The 19,423-nt window shown below is 68.8% G+C and carries 15 protein-coding genes; 7 read left to right on the forward strand and 8 right to left on the reverse strand.

The genetic code is table 11. From position 1 onward, the window contains the following. Nucleotides 1-168: 168 nt before the first annotated feature. From FHR84_RS08855 to FHR84_RS08890, 8 genes are all read right to left on the reverse strand, one after another. Nucleotides 169-3,996 carry a glycoside hydrolase family 2 TIM barrel-domain containing protein gene (locus FHR84_RS08855; RefSeq protein ID WP_179535013.1) on the reverse strand — a complete coding sequence of 1,276 codons (3,828 nt, stop codon included), beginning with the start codon at nt 3,994-3,996 and terminating at the stop codon, nt 169-171. A gap of 245 nt (nt 3,997-4,241) precedes the next feature. After that, a complete protein-coding gene (locus tag FHR84_RS08860; RefSeq protein WP_179535014.1) occupies nt 4,242-5,234 on the reverse strand; it encodes an iron-siderophore ABC transporter substrate-binding protein in 993 nt (330 codons plus the stop codon). Nucleotides 5,235-5,430: 196 nt separating this feature from the next. Next, complete coding sequence (alc, locus tag FHR84_RS08865; RefSeq protein ID WP_179535015.1) at nt 5,431-6,609, reverse strand: allantoicase; 1,179 nt, start codon at nt 6,607-6,609, stop codon at nt 5,431-5,433. Further along, nucleotides 6,606-7,979, reverse strand: a complete 1,374-nt coding sequence (allB, locus tag FHR84_RS08870; RefSeq protein ID WP_179535016.1) for an allantoinase AllB — start codon at nt 7,977-7,979, stop codon at nt 6,606-6,608. The genes alc and allB overlap by 4 nt, the downstream gene beginning before the upstream one ends. Before the next feature lie 194 nt (nt 7,980-8,173). Beyond that, nucleotides 8,174-9,298, reverse strand: coding sequence for a glycerate kinase (locus tag FHR84_RS08875; RefSeq protein WP_179535017.1), 1,125 nt, complete (start codon nt 9,296-9,298; stop codon nt 8,174-8,176). A gap of 166 nt (nt 9,299-9,464) precedes the next feature. Further along, entirely contained in the window at nt 9,465-11,159 is a 1,695-nt protein-coding gene (gene gcl, locus FHR84_RS08880) for a glyoxylate carboligase (protein ID WP_179535018.1), read from the reverse strand. A gap of 297 nt (nt 11,160-11,456) precedes the next feature. Next, nucleotides 11,457-12,335: a 2-hydroxy-3-oxopropionate reductase gene (locus FHR84_RS08885; RefSeq protein ID WP_179535019.1), complete on the reverse strand. Its 879-nt coding sequence runs from the start codon at nt 12,333-12,335 to the stop codon at nt 11,457-11,459. 306 nt (nt 12,336-12,641) lie between these two features. Further along, a complete protein-coding gene (locus FHR84_RS08890; RefSeq protein ID WP_179535020.1) occupies nt 12,642-13,436 on the reverse strand; it encodes a hydroxypyruvate isomerase family protein in 795 nt (264 codons plus the stop codon). A 152-nt stretch (nt 13,437-13,588) separates the two neighbouring features. Between FHR84_RS08890 and FHR84_RS08895 the strand changes: the two genes are divergently transcribed. From FHR84_RS08895 to FHR84_RS08925, 7 genes are all read left to right on the forward strand, one after another. Further along, entirely contained in the window at nt 13,589-13,843 is a 255-nt protein-coding gene (locus FHR84_RS08895) for a thiamine-binding protein (protein ID WP_179535021.1), read from the forward strand. Between the two features lie 10 nt (nt 13,844-13,853). Beyond that, nucleotides 13,854-14,210: a helix-turn-helix domain-containing protein gene (locus tag FHR84_RS08900; RefSeq protein WP_179535022.1), complete on the forward strand. Its 357-nt coding sequence runs from the start codon at nt 13,854-13,856 to the stop codon at nt 14,208-14,210. A gap of 243 nt (nt 14,211-14,453) precedes the next feature. Next, nucleotides 14,454-14,981, forward strand: a complete 528-nt coding sequence (gene uraD / locus FHR84_RS08905) for a 2-oxo-4-hydroxy-4-carboxy-5-ureidoimidazoline decarboxylase (protein WP_142078148.1) — start codon at nt 14,454-14,456, stop codon at nt 14,979-14,981. Beyond that, nucleotides 14,978-15,328, forward strand: a complete 351-nt coding sequence (gene uraH, locus FHR84_RS08910; RefSeq protein WP_179535023.1) for a hydroxyisourate hydrolase — start codon at nt 14,978-14,980, stop codon at nt 15,326-15,328. The genes uraD and uraH overlap by 4 nt, the downstream gene beginning before the upstream one ends. Nucleotides 15,329-15,335: 7 nt before the next feature. Continuing rightward, nucleotides 15,336-16,226 carry a factor-independent urate hydroxylase gene (pucL, locus tag FHR84_RS08915; protein ID WP_179535024.1) on the forward strand — a complete coding sequence of 297 codons (891 nt, stop codon included), beginning with the start codon at nt 15,336-15,338 and terminating at the stop codon, nt 16,224-16,226. 170 nt (nt 16,227-16,396) lie between these two features. Then, nucleotides 16,397-17,893 carry a nucleobase:cation symporter-2 family protein gene (locus FHR84_RS08920; protein WP_179535025.1) on the forward strand — a complete coding sequence of 499 codons (1,497 nt, stop codon included), beginning with the start codon at nt 16,397-16,399 and terminating at the stop codon, nt 17,891-17,893. Nucleotides 17,894-18,284: 391 nt separating this feature from the next. Further along, entirely contained in the window at nt 18,285-19,367 is a 1,083-nt protein-coding gene (locus FHR84_RS08925) for a peptidoglycan recognition protein family protein (RefSeq protein WP_179535026.1), read from the forward strand. The last annotated feature ends 56 nt before the right edge of the window (nt 19,368-19,423 follow it).

The raw sequence follows: 19,423 nt of genomic DNA on the forward strand, positions 1-19,423 counted from the left end.
CAGAGTACTCCGACTCCAGGTCACCGAGGGAACGCGGGTCCGGTGGGGCGACCGCGCCGCCCCACCGAACCCGGTGCCTTCCGCTCGATTCGCCGGTTCGGCCCCTCTCCCCCGGCGCCGGAGGCGCCGGAACGACCACCCACGACGGAGGAGAACGGAAAACCTCAGTTACCGGGTGGGCCGCAGCGTCACCGAGTAGGTGTGCGGACGGTCGGCCCGCACCTTGTACTTGTCCATCACCGAGTTCGGCGTGTCACCGAGCCCGGTGACGTCGGCGGAGACGTGCAGGGTGACGAACGGATCGGTGCGCAGCTGTTGCGCGAAATCCGTGCGCTGGGCGTTGGAGTGCCGGTCGGCGGAGACCGCCAGGGAGTCGCCCTCGACGGAGATCCCACCGCTGCTCCCGGACAGCTCGACCCATTCGGTGTCCGTCTTCACACCGTTGTCCTGCGGGGGCAGGAAGTCGAACCACTGCTCTTCCACGCTGCCCGACCAGGTGCCCATGCGCTGCGCGTCCTTGCGGTCGGGGTACGACTCGCCGGGGCCGCGCCCGTACCAGGTCATCTCCCCGAAGGACTTCGGAACGCGCATCGACGTGCCGACCCGGGGCAGCCAGGGCAGCGAGCGCATCCGCTCCCCGTACGCCTCGACCCGGTGCTCGAGTTCCACCTGACCGGACTCGTCGATCAGGTAGGTCCATCGGCTGTCGAAGCCGTCGCCCTCCACGTCGGGGGCCGACGACCGCGTGTTGACCACGACCCGCACCCCCTCGGAGGAGGACCGGTCCACCTCGAGGGAGCGCACCTTCGTCTCCAACCGGTCGAGCCCGACCGAGCGGAACTGGGCCTCGGGGTTCACCCCGCTCCAGTTGCTCCACTCGTTGCCGAGCGGAGCGCGGAAGACGTCCAACCGCGGCCCTTCGAGCAGCCGGCGTTCCTCCGCGGCGTTCATCGAGCTCAGCGAACCGGTGGAACGGTCGAAGGAGTACTCGAAGTCCGCACCCCGCACGCCGAGCTCCTCCGCGGAGCGCTCGACGGACAGTTCCTCGGTCCCGGAGGACCCGACCCCGCTTCCCGGGGCGGGAGGCGTGACGCTTCCACCCGCGTCGAACTGCTCCGAGGAGACCGTGTGGCCCCCCGGGATGCCGCGGGACGACTCGGCGAGCCGGGCTCGCAGATCGAGATGGCGCTGCTTCTCGCCCGCTTCCGGCAGGTCGAGGTCGACCTCGCGGCTCTCGCCCGGGGGCACGGTCACGTCGACGGGTCCCCCGGCCACCTTCTCGCCGTTCTCGGTGAGCTCCCAGCTCAGCTCGTAGGCCGAGGTGTCGAGGGTGTGGTTGAAGTTGCGCACCACGAACCTCCCCCCGGCTGCGTCGGAAGCCCCCTCCACCTTCTCGAACCGCACCGGGGCGTGGCTGTAGGCCAGCTGCTTCAGCTCGGGCTGAGGCGTGCGGTCGGCGTTGACCAGGCCGTTGACCACGAACTGCGAGGACCCGTACGTGTTGTACCGCCCCTCGCGGCGCTGCTCGTCGAAGTTCAGCGCCAGCACGGCGTCCTCCGCCGGGTCCTTGCCCGCGACGACCTGTCCCGGGGGCAGCGCCCGGTCGTAGACGCGGGCGTTGTCCACCACGGCGTGCGCCGTGCGGCCGGCGAAGCTGTCGCTGTGCTTTTCCTGGTTGCGCCCGACGGTCACCGTGTACATCGTGTTCTCGGCGATGCCACCGTCGTAGGACTCGGAGGCCACCCGCTCACCGTCGAGGAACAGCCGGACCTTGTTCCCGTCGTAGGTGCCGGTGATCCGGTGCCAGTTGCCCCACCAGTCCTCGGGGACCTTCACCCGCGCGGTGTGCCAGTCCCCCTCGCCGTAGACGAAGAACTCCACGTGCTCGCGGTCGGACATCTGCAGCGCCCACTGCTTGTCCCCCTTGGCGAGGAACGTGTTCGAACCTTCCCAGGAGAGCGGTTTGACGTTGATGTCCAGCGACACGGCATCACCGGATATGTCCAGCTTCGGGTCGCGGTAGGACTGAGCCCAGTCGTCCAGTCCGGACAGCTTCAGCCCCTTGCCGTCCACTCCCTCGACCAGGGAGGGGTTTCCGTTGACGTGCACCGGGATGTCGTTCCCGGAGGAGTCGGGCAGCTCGCGCAACGGTCTGGACAGGCCCTGATCGACCCAGTCCCAGACGAATCCTCCCTGCAGGGAGGGTTCTCGTCTGATCGTCTTCCACATGTCCTCGTAGTTGCCGAGGCTGTTGCCCATGGCGTGCAGCCACTCGCCCATCACCACCGGCTTGTCCTCTTCACGGGCGTACTCCTCCAGCGATCCGGGCGAGGCGTAGCGCGGGCCCATCACGTCCGCGTAGGGAGCGTCCCCGTGGTGGCCGTTCGCCTGGTGGTACAGCAGCCTGCTCGGATCGTTGGAACGGGCGTACTCGGCCATCTTGTAGTGGGCCTCACCCAGTCCGGCCTCGTTTCCGGTGTCCCAGAAGACCACGCTGGGGTGGTTCTTGTCGCGCTGCACCATCGCGGAGAAGCGGTCGGCGAAAGCCGCCTGCCACTCCGGACGGTCCGCCAGGCAGTCCCGTTCCGGTTCGGCCGAGCAGTCCTCCCTGTAGTGGGTTTCGATGTCGACCTCGTCGGCCAGCAGCAGACCGTTGCGGTCGGCGAGCCGGTACCAGTACGGATCGTTCGGGTAGTGCGAGGTCCGGACGGCGTTGATGTTGTTGCGCCGCATCAGCTCGACGTCCCGACGCTGACTCTCGCGACTGACCGTCCGCCCCGTCCTGGGGTCGTGCTCGTGGCGGTTGACCCCGCGCATGTGGACGGGCTCGCCGTTGAGCAGGATCTGCCTGTTCTTCGTGGTGACCTCGCGGAAACCGACCGGCTGCTGGGTCGTCTGCAGCACGCGCCCGTCCGGGCCGAGCAGTTCCAGCACCACCGTGTAGAGCGCGGGGTTCTCGTCGCTCCACAACTCCGGCGATTCGATCCCGCGGCCGAGTTCGACTTCGGCCGAGTCATCGTCGATCCCGGTGCTCTTCCCGAACTCGGCCACCCGCTCGCCGTCGGGACCGTGGAGTCTCGCGCGCACCCGGTGGTCGCCGGTGGTCCCGCCCGCTACGCGGCTCAGCTCCACCCCGACGCGGAGATTCGCGTCGGTGTGGGAGTCGTCCAGTTCGGGGCGGACGGTGACGTCGGACATGTGCGTCCGCGGCACGCTGTACATGCTGACACTGCGGAATATCCCGGACAGGTGCCAGAAGTCCATGTTCTCCAGGTAGCTTCCCGAGCTCCAGCGGTGCACGCGCACGGCGATGGTGTTCTCGCCCGGCTTCAGGTGCTCGGTCACGTCGTACTCGGCCGGGGTGTAGCCGCCCTGGTCGTAGCCGACGTACTCCCCGTTGACCCACACGAAGGTCCCGCCGGTGGAGCCTTCGAAGCGGAGGAGCTGCCGCCTGCCGTCCCAGTCCTCCGGCACCTGGAACTGGCGCACGTAGGCGCCGGTCGGGTTGACGTCGTCGGGGACGTTCGGCGGATCGTAGGGTGATATCTCCGAGGGGACGTTGCGGTACACGGGGTTCCCGTGGCCCTGCTGCTGCCACACACCGGGCACCGAGATACCGCCCCAGTCGCCCGTGGAACTTCCCGTCTGCCAGTCGTCCCCCAGCTCGCGGTGGTGCTCCACGTACCGGAACCGCCACTCACCGTCCAGGGACTTCGTCCACCGCGTGGGGCGGTCCGCTTTCGCCGCGGTGTCCTCCCGAGCGCTGCGCAGCGCCTGCTGCGCGTTGTCGTACGGCCGCAGATAGGCGTGATGCGGCTGTTGGTTCTCCCCGACCCGGGCCGGGTCCTCCAAATAGGACTCGACCGTCGCCGGCTCGACGGGTCCGTTCGGTGGCTGCTCCGCCTGTGCCGCGGCGGGCAGCAGCGGAAGGAGTATCGCCACCGCCGCCGCTGGGACCAGCCAGCCGGAAGGACGTAATCGACGCGTCCTGTCCATGTGTCCTCCTGCCCGAAAACACAGTGTGATCTTGTTTTTTCTTGTTTGGAACTGTGTTTTCGAGCAGGATCGTGTAGGGGAACACCCTTTCGATCAAGAGCTACTGTTCGGTAACCTCCAAACAGGGTAGTTCGCCCGAAGTGGACGAACCACGCGCGGATCGGGCGAGCGCTCGGTCGGTCCGGTCGTCGAGCGAACGGCGCAGCCGCTCGTCACCACCCGAACCACCGGCGCCGCCGACCTTCTCAGCCCTCGGCAGTGTGCTCGGCGAAAGTGGGAACGACCTCCCGCAGCGCGTAGCGCATCCCGGGGACCGAACCACTGGAGAAGGCCTTGACCAGCTGCGGATCGTCGATCACCACGAGATTTCCGGCCTCGGCGGCCCGGGTCCGCTGCAACAGCGGGTCCGCGCGCAACCGGCCCGAGTCCCCGTTCACGGCGAACACGACGGTGAGATCGGCGCTGAGCACGTCCAACCGCTCCCGCGAGATGTCCACGTAGAAACCGCCCGAACCGAGCTCGTCTATCTCCGGCTTGTTCCGCATCCCCAGCTCGCGCATGAACCGCACCCGCGAGTCCTCGCCGAGGTAGGCGCCGTACCCGTTCCCGTAGTGGCCCCCGACTCCAACGGTCTTGCCCTTCAGCACCGGGTGGTCGGAGACCGCCCGTTCGAGCTCCCGCTCCGTGTCGGCCAGCAGCCGCTCCCCGCGCTGCTGCTCACCGACAGCGGTGGAGACCATCCGCAACTGCTCCCGCCAGCCGGTGCCGTACGCGACGGTGTCCTTCGGAGGACCGACGGTGGGGGCGATCCCGGACAGCGTGCTGTGGGTCTTCGCGGAACCGGCCGAACGCGTGTTCAGGATCAGATCCGGTTCGAGAGCGGCCACGGCCTCGTAGTTGATCTCGTTCGTACCGACCAGCTCCGGAGATTCGGCGTACTCATCGGACGACCACGGACCCACGCCGTTGCCCCCGAAGTCCAACCAGTCGCTGGCACCCACCGGCTGAACCCCGAGCTCCAGGGCCGCTTCGGCGTCGGACCAGCCGAGCGCCACGACGCGCTCCGGCCGTTCGGGTATGCGCACCTCGCCGAACTCGGTGGAGATGGTGACCGGGAACGCCCCCGAGTCCTCCGCAGCGCCGCCGGAGTCCGGCTCCGATCGGCCGCAGCCGACCAGCACCAGCCCCAGCAGCGCGGCGCCGAGCAACGCGCCGACCCGCCGTGCGTGTTCGTGCATCCTTGCCCTCCCCTGCTGGACCGCCGCGTCCCGTCTCCGCGGGGCACGCCCGGCCACGACGAACTAAGCTAAGCCTAGCCTAACCTAGTCGGCTGTTCCGGGAAGGGCGGCGGGGGCGGACACCGGCGGCACAGCGATTCCGCGAGAAGTCGACACGCACTCGCACCGGCGTCGCGCCCCCTCCGGGAGGCCGGGATCAGACCTCCAGCAGCTCCCACAACTCGTTCGGGAGCTCCTCACCGGCCGCGAACGGCCTGCGCGCGAGCAGTGCCTCGACGGCCGCACCGTCGAGCCCGCCGTCGGCGGTGAGCACCGCCCGCGCGTGTTCCGGAGGCAACCGGTCGAACCAACGTGCCGCCAGATCGCGCATCCCGCTTCCGGCGGCCCGCCCGTACAACCGCAAACGGGCCATACCGCCGTCGGGGAAGACGTCCAACCGCACGTGGGTGACCTCGCTGCGCACCGGAAGTCTGAACCGGTGCCTGGTGTCCGGCTGCAACCGGGTACGTGGCAGCAGCTCGGTCCAGGAACCGGGATCGTCCGGATCGGCCACGCGCGCGTCGCACCCGGACAGCGCGGCCCACCCCGGCGCGTTGCCCTTGAAGTGGCTGGTGTCCAGCTCGGCCCGGTCGACGGTTCCGACGGCGGCGAGGCGCACCGCGACCCAGTCGTTCCCGTCGTCCCTGCGGCGGGAGGTCTCCCACCCCTCGCCCATCACCCGGGCGAGACCGGGAGCGAACAGGTTCGCCGGGGAGGAGAAGAACATGTTGCTGCACCCGGTCACCGTGCCGCCGTTCTCCAGCGCGGCCAGGTCGAACCGGTCCGACGTCCACCTCGGATCGGCGATCGGTTCGCCGTGCACCCGCAGCCGCGCCACACCGCCGTCCGGGTGCATGCACAACCGCACGTGGGTGTAGCGGTGCTCGGGATCGACGTCGAAGACGTTCCTGGTGTGCCCCTCGACCGGGGTGGGTGGCAGGATCTCCTCCCAGCCCGCCTCGTCGAACTCCGCCGGATCGGGGTGACCGTCCGCGGCACGCGCCTGCACCGAGACCTTCGGCGGGTAGTTGCCCTTGAAGAACGAGGTGTCCACCACGAGCCTGCGGATCAGACCGGCCAGCCCCAGCCGGACGACCGCGTGGTCGAATCCCGCCTCCCTGCGCCTGCGGGTCTCCCAGCCGTCGTAGACCTGTCCCTTGTGCCCGAAGCTGTAGGGCTGGAAGACGGGTTCCTCCGGCTTCACGAGGTTCTCCCGCTCGGCGAACAACTCGTCGTTGGCGTGTCCCACCGATCCGCCGAAAGCGCGGGAGGCCAGATCGGGCAGCGCCGAACGGTACGGGTCGTCGACCGCCGCGGAGTCCTGGTGCTGAGTCATACTTCTCCTCGGTTGAGCAACTTGCCCGTTGGGGCGGCCCCGGCTTCCGGGCCGGCGATCGGCGTGCCGCGCAACCAGGTGGATCGCACCACACCGGCCAGCGCACGACCGTGGTAGGCGGTGACCGCGTTGCGGTGGTGCAGCTCGTTCGCGTCGACCACGTAGGCCGAGTCCGGCGCGAACACGCACAGGTCCGCGTCCGCGCCGACGGAGATGGCCCCCTTGTTCCGCAACCCGGACACCCGGGCAGGCCCCGCCGACATCCACGAGACGACCTCGGCCAGCCCGAAACCGCGCGTCCGGGCCTGGGTCCAGACCGCCGAGAGCCCCAGCTGCAGGCTGGAGACCCCGCCCCACGCGACGCCGAAGTCCCCGATGTCGAGCTGTTTGAGCTCCGGGGTGCACGGCGAGTGGTCGCTGACCACGCAGTCGATCGTCCCCTCGGCCAACCCGCGCCAGAGCAGCTCGCGGTTGCCCGCCTCCCGCACCGGCGGACAGCACTTGAACTGGGTCGCCCCGTCCGGGATCTCCTCGGAGACGAAGGACAGGTAGTGCGGGCAGGTCTCCACCGTCACCCGCACCCCGTCGGCCCGCGCCGAGGCGATCATCGGCAACGCGTCGGAGGAGGACAGGTGCAGGATGTGCACCCTGGCTCCCGTGCGCCTGGCCGCTTCCAGCACCTGCGCGATCGCCGTGTTCTCCGCGCCGCGCGGGCGGGATGCCAGGAAGTCGCGGTAGTTCTCGCCGTGCGCGCTGGGCGCGTGCTCGATCGCGGCCGAGTCCTCGGCGTGCACGATCATCAGCGCGTCCAGCTCGGCCACCGTCCGCAACGCCCGTTCCAGCTCGGCCGTGTCCAGCGGCGGGAACTCGTCCACTCCCGAGTGCAGCAGGAAGCACTTGAAGCCGTAGACTCCGCTCTCGTGCAGCCCGCGCAGCTCGTCGAGGTTGCCGTGCACGGCTCCGCCCCAGAATCCGACGTCCACGTGCACGTTGCCGCTCGCGACGCCGCGCTTGGTCTCCAGGGCCCCGGGATCGATCGTGGGCGGCAGGCAGTTCAGCGGCATGTCCACGATCGTGGTGATGCCGCCCTCGGCCGCTGCGCGGGTCGCGGTGGGGAAGCCCTCCCACTCGGAACGTCCGGGGTCGTTGACGTGCACGTGGCTGTCGACCATGCCCGGAAGCAGCACTTCGTCCTCGGCGAGCTCGACCGTGCGGTCGCCCCGCATTGGGGTGTCGAGGGCCTCCACGGCCGCTATGCGACCGTCCCGGACCCCCACGCTGCCGGAACCCTCCCCGTTAGGGCCGATCAACCTCCGCGCGCGGAACACGACATCGAATTCCGGAGCGGAGGCGTTGGCGGATTCGACCACCGCGGCTACCTCCCAACTCGATTTTCAACAAAATGTTGAACCCAGGGGCGGTGTCCGGTCAACCCCCCGCAGTTCACGCGGACCAGCGGGACCAGTGGTGCTCTGCCAGGTGTGCTCGTCCGGTTGTCCGGGGCACCCTTCGGCGCGGCAGCGCCGAAACGACCACCTGAGCGAACCGGGACAACAAAGTCCTACTAGAGCCAGTCCTCGGCCATGTGCTCGCCCAGCCCGCGCAGCAGCGCGGCGGCCCCGCACATCGAGCGCCGGACGTCCGGCTGCACGTGGGACAGCGCGTACACCGCCGAGAACCCGCCCGCGCCCAACTGGCGCGCCGACAGCGAGCACTTGCCCGTCACCGCCACGGCGGGCACCCCGGCCCCGGCCGCGCGCGAGGCCACAGCCGCCGGCACCTTGCCCCGCAGCGTCTGCTCGTCCAACGCCCCCTCACCGGTGACCACCAGCGCGGCCCCGTCGAGGTGCCGGTCGAACCCGGTCAGCTCCAGCACCACGTCGCTGCCGGACCGGAAGCTCGCCGACAGCACCGCCATCGCCCCGAATCCGACGCCGCCCGCCGCTCCCGCGCCGGGGCTGTCCGCGAGCGACTTCCCCGTGGCGCGGTCGATCACCGTCGCGAAGCGTTCCAGTGCCGCGTCGAGCGCACGCACCTCCTCGGGCCCCGCCCCCTTCTGCGGACCGTAGACCTGCGCGGCCCCGCCGTCCCCGCACAACGGGTTGTCCACATCGGAGGCGAGGACGAGGTCTACGTCGGACAGCCTGGGGTCCAGTCCGCTCAGGTCCACTTCGGCCAGGCGGCCGAGCGGCCCCCCGCCCATGGCCAGCGGCTTCCCCGCGTCGTCGAGGAAGCGCGCCCCCAGCGCGGCGAGCATGCCCGCTCCCCCGTCGGTGCAAGCGCTACCGCCGACCCCGAGCACGATCGTGCGCACCCCGCGGTCCAGCGCGGCACCGATCAGCTCCCCGGTGCCGAAGCTCGAAGCGGCCAGCGGATCGAACTCGCCGGGAGTGAGCAGCGCGAGCCCGGAAGCAGCGGCCAGCTCCACCACGGCGGTGTCCTCGTTCACCGCCGCCTCGGCGCGCACACGACTACCGGTCGGCCCGGTCACCCGCACCGGCAATCCCTCGAACATCCCGGTGGCCAGCGCGGCCCGCACCGTGCCGTCCCCGCCGTCGGCGACGGGCACGCACCGCACCTCCGCGTCCGGCACCCTGCCGCGCACCCCCGAAGCGACCGCCTCGGCCACTTCGGGGGCCGTGAGCGAGCCCTTGAACTTGTCCGGCGCGACGAGAACATGACCAGTCACAACACGCTCCGCATCTTCGGCTGGTGAGACAGCGGGTCGGGTGCCCCCCGCCATTAAGCCCGGCACCGCGGCAGGGGGCACCCGCGGGTTGCGCGCCACTGGGGGCGGGCAACCCGGTCGGCGCGTCCCGCGGCAGCGCACGCGGGACGCGGGATGTCACCGGCGATCAGTCGAGGGGTTCCGGCTCCTTCAGGGCGTCGATACGCACCCCGTTGGCGGTGTTGGCCTCCCGTTCGATCATCACCTCGACCAGCACCGGCCTGCTCGTGGCCACGGCCTCCTTGCGGGCCCACTCGATGGTCTCGCCCAGCTCGCCCGGTTCGTACACACGCCGGCCGGAGCACCCGTAGGCCTCCATCACCTTCACGTTGTCCGTGCCGTGCTCGTCGTAGTGCAGGTCGACCTCGGTGTTCATCCCGTAGCCCTGCTCGGCCATCCTGATCAGGCCGAGGTACTCGTTGTTCAGCATGATGATCACGAAGCCGACGTCGTACTGCGCGGCCACGGCCAGCTCCTCGACGAGGAACTGGAAGGAGTAGTCCCCGACCACGGAAACGACCTCGGCCTCCGGACGAGCCGACTTCACCCCGATCGCCGCGGGGACCTCCCAGCCGAGCGGCCCGGCCTGGCCACAGACCTGGTAGTGCCGCGGCCTGTAGGTGCGCTGGAACTGCCCGGACCAGATCTGGTACAGCCCGATGGCGGTGGTGAAGTAGGTGTCCGGCCCGAAGATCTCGTTGATCTCCTTGAACACCCTGGGTGCCTTGATCGGGACGCTGTCGTAGTCGTCCGGCCTGGTGTGGGTCTTCTTCAGCTCGTTGACCCGATCCACCCACGAGTGGTGCCGCGGTTCCGCGCCACGCCGCCTGGCCGCGTCCAGCATGGCGTCCAGGAAGGGGCCGGTGTCGGAGACGATCCCCAGATCGGGCTCGAACACCTTGCCCAGCTGGGTCGGCTCGATGTCGACGTGGATGAACTCGCGTTCACCCCGGTACACATCCAGCGCACCGGTGTGCCGGTCCCCGAAGCGAGCGCCCAGCGCCAGCACGAGATCGGACTCCATGAAGGACTGGTTGCCGTAGCGCTGGCTGGTCTGGATCCCGGTCATGCCCGCCCACAGCTCGTGGTCCTCGGGGAAGGTGCCCTTGCCCATCAGAGTGACCTGGACCGGGATGCCGAGCAGCTCGGCCAGTTCCCGCAGCTCCTCGTGCGCCCGGCCGAACACCACACCCCCGCCGGCCAGGATCAGCGGGCGTTCCGCCGCGCGCAGCATGTCCAGCGCGCGCTCCACACGCGGCTGGTGCGGCTCGACGCGCTGCACCGGCAGCGGCGCGTCTATGCTCGGGTCCCATTCGATCTCCTGCTGCTGGACGTCCAGCGGGAGGTCCACCAGCACCGGCCCCTGCCGTCCCGAACGGGCGACGCGGAAGGCCTCACGGAGGATCCACGGAGCCTGAGCGGCCTCCTTGACCTGCACCGACCACTTGGTCACCGGCCGTGCGACATCGACGATGTCCACGGCCTGGAAGGCCTCCTGGTGCAGCTTGCCGGACACGGCCTGGCCGGTGATGCACAGCATCGGCACCGAATCGGCCTGTGCGGTGTAGAGCCCGGTGATCATGTTCGTTCCGGCCGGGCCCGATGTTCCTATGGCCACACCGACCTTGCCGTTGGTGCGCGCCCAGCCGTCGGCCATGTGGGTCGCGCCCTCCTCGTGGCGCACGGTCAGGTGCTCGATGTCGCGGTGTTCCAGGGCGGCGTACAGCGGCAGGATCGCCGCTCCGGGGCAGCCGAACGCGATGTCCACCCCCTCGGACTCGAGGACATCGACGACGGCCTGCATGACGGGAACCTTGGGCATGTTGGATACGACCTCTTTCGAAGCGGAGCTCCTCCGCGAGGGCGCGCTGTTGCTTCCGCGTGCTCCCGGGTGCGAAGCTCCCGCGGTGACGCTCGGTGCGGGTTGTTTCTCGACAACGCCGGTGCGGTCGGTGACCGCACCGCTCGCCGCGGGCCGCGGCCGGTGGCTGCCTGCCCGGGTGTTCCGGCGGACGGGTGGCCCTGATGCTTGGCGGCGCTGAGCCACCCGCTCCCTGCCGGACTCCCCTCGGGGATCACGTTTCGGTGCCTGTCCCGAGGGATCTGCCGTGTCCTCGGCTCATTCCGTTCCGTTGAGCTTGGCTATCTGCTTGAACAGCCCGGAGTGGTCCAGCGAACCGTCGCCCTGCGCGACGGCGGCCTCCATGAGTTGCGCGACGAGCCCGCTCAGCGGAGCGGAGACCCCGGATTCGCGCGCGGCGCTCTGCACGATCCCGAGATCCTTGTGGTGCAGCTCGATGCGGAACCCCGGTTTGAAGGTGCGTTCGCGCATCCCCTTGTTCTTGGCGTCGAGCACCTTGCTGCCCGCGAGACCACCGCCGAGGACCTGGAAGGCGGACTCGGTGTCCACCCCGTGCTTCTCCAGGAAGACCAGCGCCTCGGCCACCAGGGCGATGTTGCCCGCGACGATCAGCTGGTTGGCCGCCTTGACGGTCTGCCCTGATCCGGCGGGGCCGACGTGCACCACGGTCTTGCCGACGACGTCGAACACCTCTCCGGCCGCGGCGAAGGCCGCGGAATCACCACCGACCATGATGGACAGCGCACCGTCGATGGCGCCCTGCTCACCACCGCTGACCGGGGCGTCGAGCGCGCGCACTCCCTGCCGCTCCGCCTGCTCGGCCACCGCGCGGGAGACCTCGGGGCGGATGGTGCTGCAGTCGATCAGCAGCGCGCCCTCCCGCGCGTTGGCCAGCACCCCGTCCTCGCCGAGCACGGCGCTCTCGACGTCGGGGGAGTCGGGCAGCATCGTCACGATCACGTCGGCGGCGGAGACCGCTTCCGCGATGCTGCCCGCCGCCTTGCCGCCCTCGGCGGCCAACTTCTCGGCCTTGGCACTGCTGCGGTTGTAACCGGTCACCTCGTAACCGGCCTCCACCAGGTTGGCCGCCATCGGGCCGCCCATGATTCCGAGTCCGACGAATCCGACCTTGGTCATCGAAGTTCCCCTCTTCTCGTCGAGGTTTTCCGTTCGCGTTGTCGTGGGTGTTCACCGGGCGGGCCCTCCTGGCCCACCAGGCGAACCGAGCCGAGAAGCCCGGCAGGAACTTCCGGCAGAAGGGCTCCGTCCTCCTAAGCGCTTCAGCCTGAGCAGGACGAGGAGATCCGGTGCGTGAGTCGGATGCATTGCCAGGCCGGGCCGCTCGCCGCGTAGGTGGCTACTCAAGAGCGGCCCGACGCAGCAAGGCGCCGACTCACGTGCCGGCTAACCGACCACCTGAGCAATCCGAGCCGCCGCCCCTTCTCACATCCAGGTGAAGCTGTCGTTGGTGGCCTTGCTCGGCTTGTACTCCAGGGCCACGTGTCCGCGGTAACCGGCTTTCTCCAGTTTCGCGAAGTACCCCGCGAAGTCCACTTCACCGGTTCCCGGCTCGTTCCTGCCCGGAGCGTCCGCGATCTGCACGTGCCCGATCCTGTCCGCGTACCTGTCGATGGCGGCGCTCGGATCGTCACCGTTGGCGATCAGGTGGTAGAGGTCGAACAGCAACCGCAGGTTCTCCACACCGCCGGCCTCGCGCACCCTGTCGATGACGGTCACCGCGTCGGCGGCGGTCTTGAGCGGGTAGCTGGGTGTTCCGCTGACCGGTTCGATCAGCACGGTGCCGTCGATCCTGGCGGCCGCCCGCGCCGCGGCGGTGAGGTTCTCCACGGCGGTCACGTCCTGGTCGGCGGGCAGCATCCCCTCGATGCGGTTGCCGTAGAGGGCGTTGAACGCCGTGCAGCCCAGCCGGGCGCCGATCCCCACGGCCACGTCCACGTTGTCCCGGAACTCCGTGGAGCGCTTCGGGTGCGACAGCACACCGCGGTCTCCGGCGGGCATGTCACCGGCGAAGAAGTTCAACCCCACCAGCGAGACCCCGGCATCGTCGACCGCGCGGACGAATTTGTCCACTTCGCCGTCACCGGGCACAGCCTCGCCGAAGGGCCACCAGAACTCGATCGCGTCGAACCCGGCCGCCTTCGCCGCGGCCGGACGTGAGAACACGTCCAGTTCGGTGAACAGGATCGAGGTGTTGACGGCGTACGGGAACCGATGCATCCGTGCCCCCTAATGTTTTCGCGAAGCGAAATTTTTATTTCGTACAGTGATAGATTAATGAGTATCCGCCACAGGGTCAACACCGGCACGACAGCCACGGGCTACCGTGGCGCCCGAGCACGAGAAATCGAACCGGAAGCGACAGGTGTCCGATGAACCTCAGGGCCGAGTTCACGACGGAACCGTTCGAGGGCGAGGGTGAACCACCCACCCACGCCGCAGTCGCGCGAGACGTGCTGCGCGAATCCGGCCTGGAGCCCGAGTTCGGACCACTGGGCACCGCGATCAGCGGCGAACGCGAAGTGGTGCTGACCGCGCTGTCGAACGTGCTCGAACGGACGCTCGAAGCGGGCGCGGACCGGATCACCATGCAGGTCAGCGTCGACGACACTCCCGAGGACAGTTGAGGTTATCCGCGTGCACCCGCTGACTTCAGCGATTCAGCCCCTGCTCAGCCGCATCGGCGCCACAACAGTCCCCCTGGAGGAGCGCGAGCCCGGTGACGTCCTGCTCTACTGGGAGGGCAGCCCCGCCGTCGCCGTGCGGCTTCCCGGGGAGGAACTCACCAGCGCCCTGGACAGGGTGATCGCCCAGGTGGAGTCCGAGCTCGGCGCGAAGCTGTCCGACCTCTCCCGCGCCGACAAGCAGCGCGCGGTGCGCCTGCTGGAGGAACGCGGCGCCTTCACGCTGCGCAAGTCCGCCGAGTCGGTGGCCAGGGCCCTGGGCGTCAGTCGCTTCACCGTCTACAACTACCTCAACCGCGAGCGCTCCTGACCGGAGGCCGCCGCGCCCCCACGGCTTCCGGCCGGCACTCCCCGCCCCGCGCGTCCGGGTGCGAGCGAAAACGATCCGGAGCACACTGCGGCCGTTGTGCGAGTGCACAGCCGCCGACCCGCAAATTTCAACAAACTGTTGACACCCCTGCGGGGCCGGACTTAGCTTTTCCCATCAACCGCTCCGAGGGAACATTCAGGTGAACCCGAGGAGAACGACCACGCGAACCGTGGGGTTTTGCCAATGTCAGCACCATCTTCCACCGGGACCGGTCCGGGGCTGGCCAAGCTGAACAGTCTTCCTCGTCCGGAGCTGATCAAACAGCTGCTGGCCTGTCTCGACGTCCAGCGTTGGGCCAACGAGATCGCCGACCGGCGCCCCTACCGATCGGACGACGAGCTCTACGAAGTCGCCGACCGCGCCGCGACCGAACTCACCGAGGACGAGATCCACTCGGCGTTGGCCGCCCACCCGCGCATCGGACAGCGCTCCACCGGCAAGGACACCTCGGCGTCCTGGTCCCGCAGGGAACAGGCCGGGGTCGACGCCGACGACACGAAACTGGCCGTGGAGCTCGCCGAGGCCAACGAGGAGTACGAACGCCGCTTCGGGCACGTGTACCTGGTGTGCGCCAGCGGTCGCAGCGGGCCGGAACTGCTGGAGATCCTGCGCTCCCGGCTGGACAACGACCCGACCACCGAGATGCGCGTCGTCGCCGACGAACTGCGCAAGATCGCACGACTACGGCTGGCGAGGGTGATCGAAGCGTGAGCGGAACGAACACGAGCGCCGTCACGACGCACGTCCTCGACTCCTCCAGGGGGCTTCCCGCGGCGGGGATCACCGTCGTCCTGGAACAGGCCTCCGACGGGGGGTGGAGCCGGATCGGCGAGTCCGTGACCAACGACGACGGCCGGGTCAGGCAGCTCGGACCGAGCCGCCTGGACGAGGGGACCTACCGGCTGACCTTCGAGACCGGGGACTACTTCCAACGGCTGAGCGTCGACTCCTTCTACCCGCAGGTGCAGATCACCTTCCGCCTCGCGGATTCGGAGCAGCACTACCACGTGCCGCTGCTGCTGAGCCCGTTCGCATATTCCACATACCGAGGGAGCTGATCAGCTCATGGGCATCGTCATGGGCCCGAACCAGTACGGAAAGTCCGAGTGCCGAATCGTCACCGTCGACAGGGGCAGCAGCAGGCACAGCATCAAGGACCTCAACGTAAGCACCTCGCTGCGCGGCGACTTCGACGACACCCACCACACCGGCGACAACGCCAAGGTGCTTCCGACCGACACCCAGAAGAACACCGTCTACGGGCTCGCGAAGGAACAGCCGGTCGGCGAGATCGAGGACTTCGCCATGCGCCTCGGTCGTCACTTCGTCGACACGCAGCAGCCGGTGACCGGAGCACGCGTGCTCATCGACGAGTACGCCTGGGAGCGCATCCCGGTCGGTGGTGCCGGGCACGACCACTCCTTCGCCCGTTCCAGCGACGAGAAGCGCACCACCGCGGTGACCATCGAGGGATCGGAGACCCACGTCGTCTCCGGCCTCAAGGACCTCGTCGTGCTCAAGTCCACGGGGTCGGAGTTCTGGGGATACCCCAAGGACCGGTTCACCACCCTCGCCGAGACCGACGACCGGATCCTGGCCACGGCCGTGACCGCGCGCTGGCGTTACCTCAGCACCGACGTCGACTGGGCGAAGAGTTTCGAGGCGATCCGTGAGATCATGCTCGAAACGTTCGCCACCACGCACAGCTACGCGCTGCAGCAGAGCCTGTACGAGATGGGCAAGGCCGTGCTGGAAAAGCGTCCCGAGGTCGCGGAAGTACGCATGTCCCTGCCGAACAAGCACCACTTCCTGGTGGATCTCGAACGGTTCGGGATGGAGAACGAGAACGAGGTCTTCTTCGCGGCCGATCGTCCCTACGGCCTCATCGAAGGCACTGTGACCCGCGACGACGTCGACCCGGCCCCCACGGCCTGGTACAGCCTCCCCGAGTTCTGATCCTCCCCGGGGCCGCCGGCACGAGACCCGGCGGCCCCGTTGTTTCCCACCGTTCCCGGCAGTTCTTTTCGGAAACAAAATCTTCGCTCGGCAGCAATACCTGATCCGAGGTCCGGCAGCAGAATTGATTTAGCTACCTCTCATATCTTCTCCGCGCTCAGGAGTCCCCTATGCCCCTGTTCATCAGTAGGCGCAATCGCGGAACGCGAAACGGAAGAACCGATTCCCCCCACCCGGTGGACGAGGTACTACCGCCGGGCAAGCTGTTCGCCTACGGTGTGCAGCACATCGCCGCGATGTACGCGGGCGTGGTAGCACCCCCACTCATCATCGGACAAGCGCTCGGGCTCAGTCCGCTCAACATGACGCTGCTGATCGGCGCCAGCCTGTTGACCGCCGGGCTGGCGACACTGTTGCAGTCGATCGGTGTATGGCGCATCGGCGCCAGGATGCCCTTCGTCAACGGCGTCACCTTCGCGTCCGTGGCTCCGATCCTGGCCATCGTCACACAGCACGACAAACAACAAGCACTGTCCATTGTGTACGGTTCGGTGCTGATAGCCGGTATTCTGGCCTTTCTGGCAGCTCCCTACTTCTCCCGGATCGTGCGGTTCTTCCCGCCGCTGGTCAACGGAACCGTGATCACGCTGATCGGGTTGTCGCTGTTCCCGGTGGCAGCCGACTGGATAGCCGGTCAGGATCCGGAAGCGGCCAACTACGCCTCCCCGCTGCGCATCGGACTCGGCGCGGGGACCTTTCTGCTGGTGCTGGTGCTGAACCGGGTGCTGACAGGCTTCCTGAACCGGATAGCGATACTGATCGGCCTGGTCGTGGGCACACTCGTCGCCTGGCCGCTGGGAATGGTGAACACCAGCACGTTCGAACGCGCCCCGGTCTTCGACGTGCCGATGCCGTTCGAGATGGCCTCTCCGGTCTTCAGCCTCACGGCCACGATCTCCATCTGCATCGTGATGCTCGTGGCCATGATGGAGAGCACCGCCGACATGATCGCGCTGGGCGAGATCGTCGACCGCCCGGTCGGGGAGAAGACCATCGCGGCCGGGTTGCGCGCCGACGGAGCGGGCAGCGCGCTCAGCGCGGTGTTCGGTGGTTTCACCTGCAGCGCGTTCGCGCAGAACGTCGGACTGGTCGCGCTGACCAGGGTCAAGAGCCGTTTCGTCGTGGCCGCGGCAGGCGGAGTGCTGATCCTGATGGGGCTCTTCCCGATCGTGGGGGGAGTGGTCTCGCTGGTGCCCAAGCCCGTGCTGGGCGGTGCCGCGCTGGTGCTGTTCGGCTCGGTGGCGGCCAGCGGCGTGCGCACCCTGGGCAAGGCGAACCTGGGTGATCCGCTGAACGCGCTGGTGGTCGCGGGCGCGTTCGGCGTGGGGATGATCCCGATCATCTCCCCGGAGTTCTACGAGCACTTCCCCGCCGCGCTGCGCACCGTGCTGGACTCCGGCATCAGCACCGGTTGCCTGATCGCGGTGTCCTTGAACCTGCTGTTCAACGGAACCCGGCCGACGGGAGGGGAGCAGGACCAACCTCCCGAGGACGACGCCCCGCCCGCCGCTCGCGAAGCGGTGGACACGGACGACTCCCGGGCGGAGTCCGTGCCCACCCCCCGCCCCAACGACGTGCGCAGCGAAGCCGAACCGACCGGCTACTGAAGTTTCCCGCTCGGTTCGCGTGACGGTGCGGGTTCCCCGAGCCGGGCAGCGGCACCGCGCAGCGAAACCGAGCCGGCAGGAAGGTCTGCACAGCACTCGCGGAGCACTTCCCGCACGGGCCCGGTCGATGACGACCGGGCCCGCTTTCGCGGGCACTCGCCCCTTCGGCCCATTCCGCGAAGTCCGGGCGACCGAGAGCGCTCGACCGAACGTCCGAGAAATCGGACTATTTTCGGACACTCACTTGTCCGTTCCGCTCGATTCCGGGAAAAATCCTCTTCGTCGGCCGTCGAACCGAAAATCGTCCACTTTCGAACATCCACTGGACCGCGCGACTCTCCCGGAAAACCGCTCTCGGCGAGGTAGCCGGTGCCAGTTCGCGGAGTGACACATGTCGGATTCGTCCCGTGAATCAGCGCCACGTTCAACGACCGGCCCGAACAGACGGAGCCTGCTCGGAGCAGCCCTGGGCGGGTGCGCCGGACTGCTGGTCCTCGACCTGAGAACGGCGGCCGCGGCCGCGATGCCGCGGAGCTCGACGATCGCGGACACCGGGGCGTGGGGGGCCAGGGCTCCGAAGGCGACGATCGACGTGCTCGGACACGCCCCGTCCAAGATCGTCGTCCACCACACCGCCACCCCCAACAGCACCGACTACTCCCGGGCGCACGCCTTCGCGCTGGCGCGGTCCGTTCAGGACCACCACATGGACAACAACGGCTGGATCGACACCGGCCAGCACTTCACGATCAGCCGCGGCGGGTACGCGACGGAGGGCAGGCACCGCAGCCTGGCGGCGGTGCGGGACGGCTCGCGGCACGTGGTCGGGGCGCACACCGCCGGGCAGAACCGGCTGGCCGTCGGCATCGAGAACGAGGGCACCTACAACAGCGTCGACCCGAGGGACACGCAGTACACGAGGCTGGTCGAGCTGTGCGCGCGGCTGTGCCGCCGGTACGGCATCGAGCCCCACGAGATCTACGGTCACCGGGACTTCAACGCCACCGACTGCCCCGGCGACCGGCTCCACGCCCTGTTGGGGCAGCTGCGCTCGGACGTGGCGGCCGAGGTCGGCGGGGACCCGACCGGCGTGAGCTGGCCGCTGCTGCGGCCCGATGACGAGGGCGAAGGGGTACGAATCCTGCAGTACCTGCTCAACGAGCACGGCGCGTCCCTGACCGCCGACGGGATCTACGGCCTCGCCACCGAGAGCGCGGTGGGCGACTTCCAGCGCTCCACCGGCGCCATCGTGGACGGTCTGGCGGGCAACCAGACCTGGAACCAGGCCGTCCGCGAGCGCGGCAGCGGCGACCGCGGTCCGGCCGTGCGAGCGGTGCAGCACCGACTCGGCACCACTGTGGACGGGATCTTCGGGCCGAACACCGAAACGGTGGTGCGCTCGTTCCAGTCCGCCAGCGGAATCTCCTCCGACGGAGTCGTGCGGGTCCGCACCTGGCAGGCACTCGTCGGTTGAGCCGCGCCCCCACCACCGCGGTGGGCGCGCTGGCCGGTTTCACCCGAGTAAGGAGG

Origin of the sequence: Actinopolyspora biskrensis, from assembly GCF_013408175.1 — a bacterium.
Taxonomy (GTDB): Bacteria; Actinomycetota; Actinomycetes; order Mycobacteriales; family Pseudonocardiaceae; genus Actinopolyspora; species Actinopolyspora biskrensis.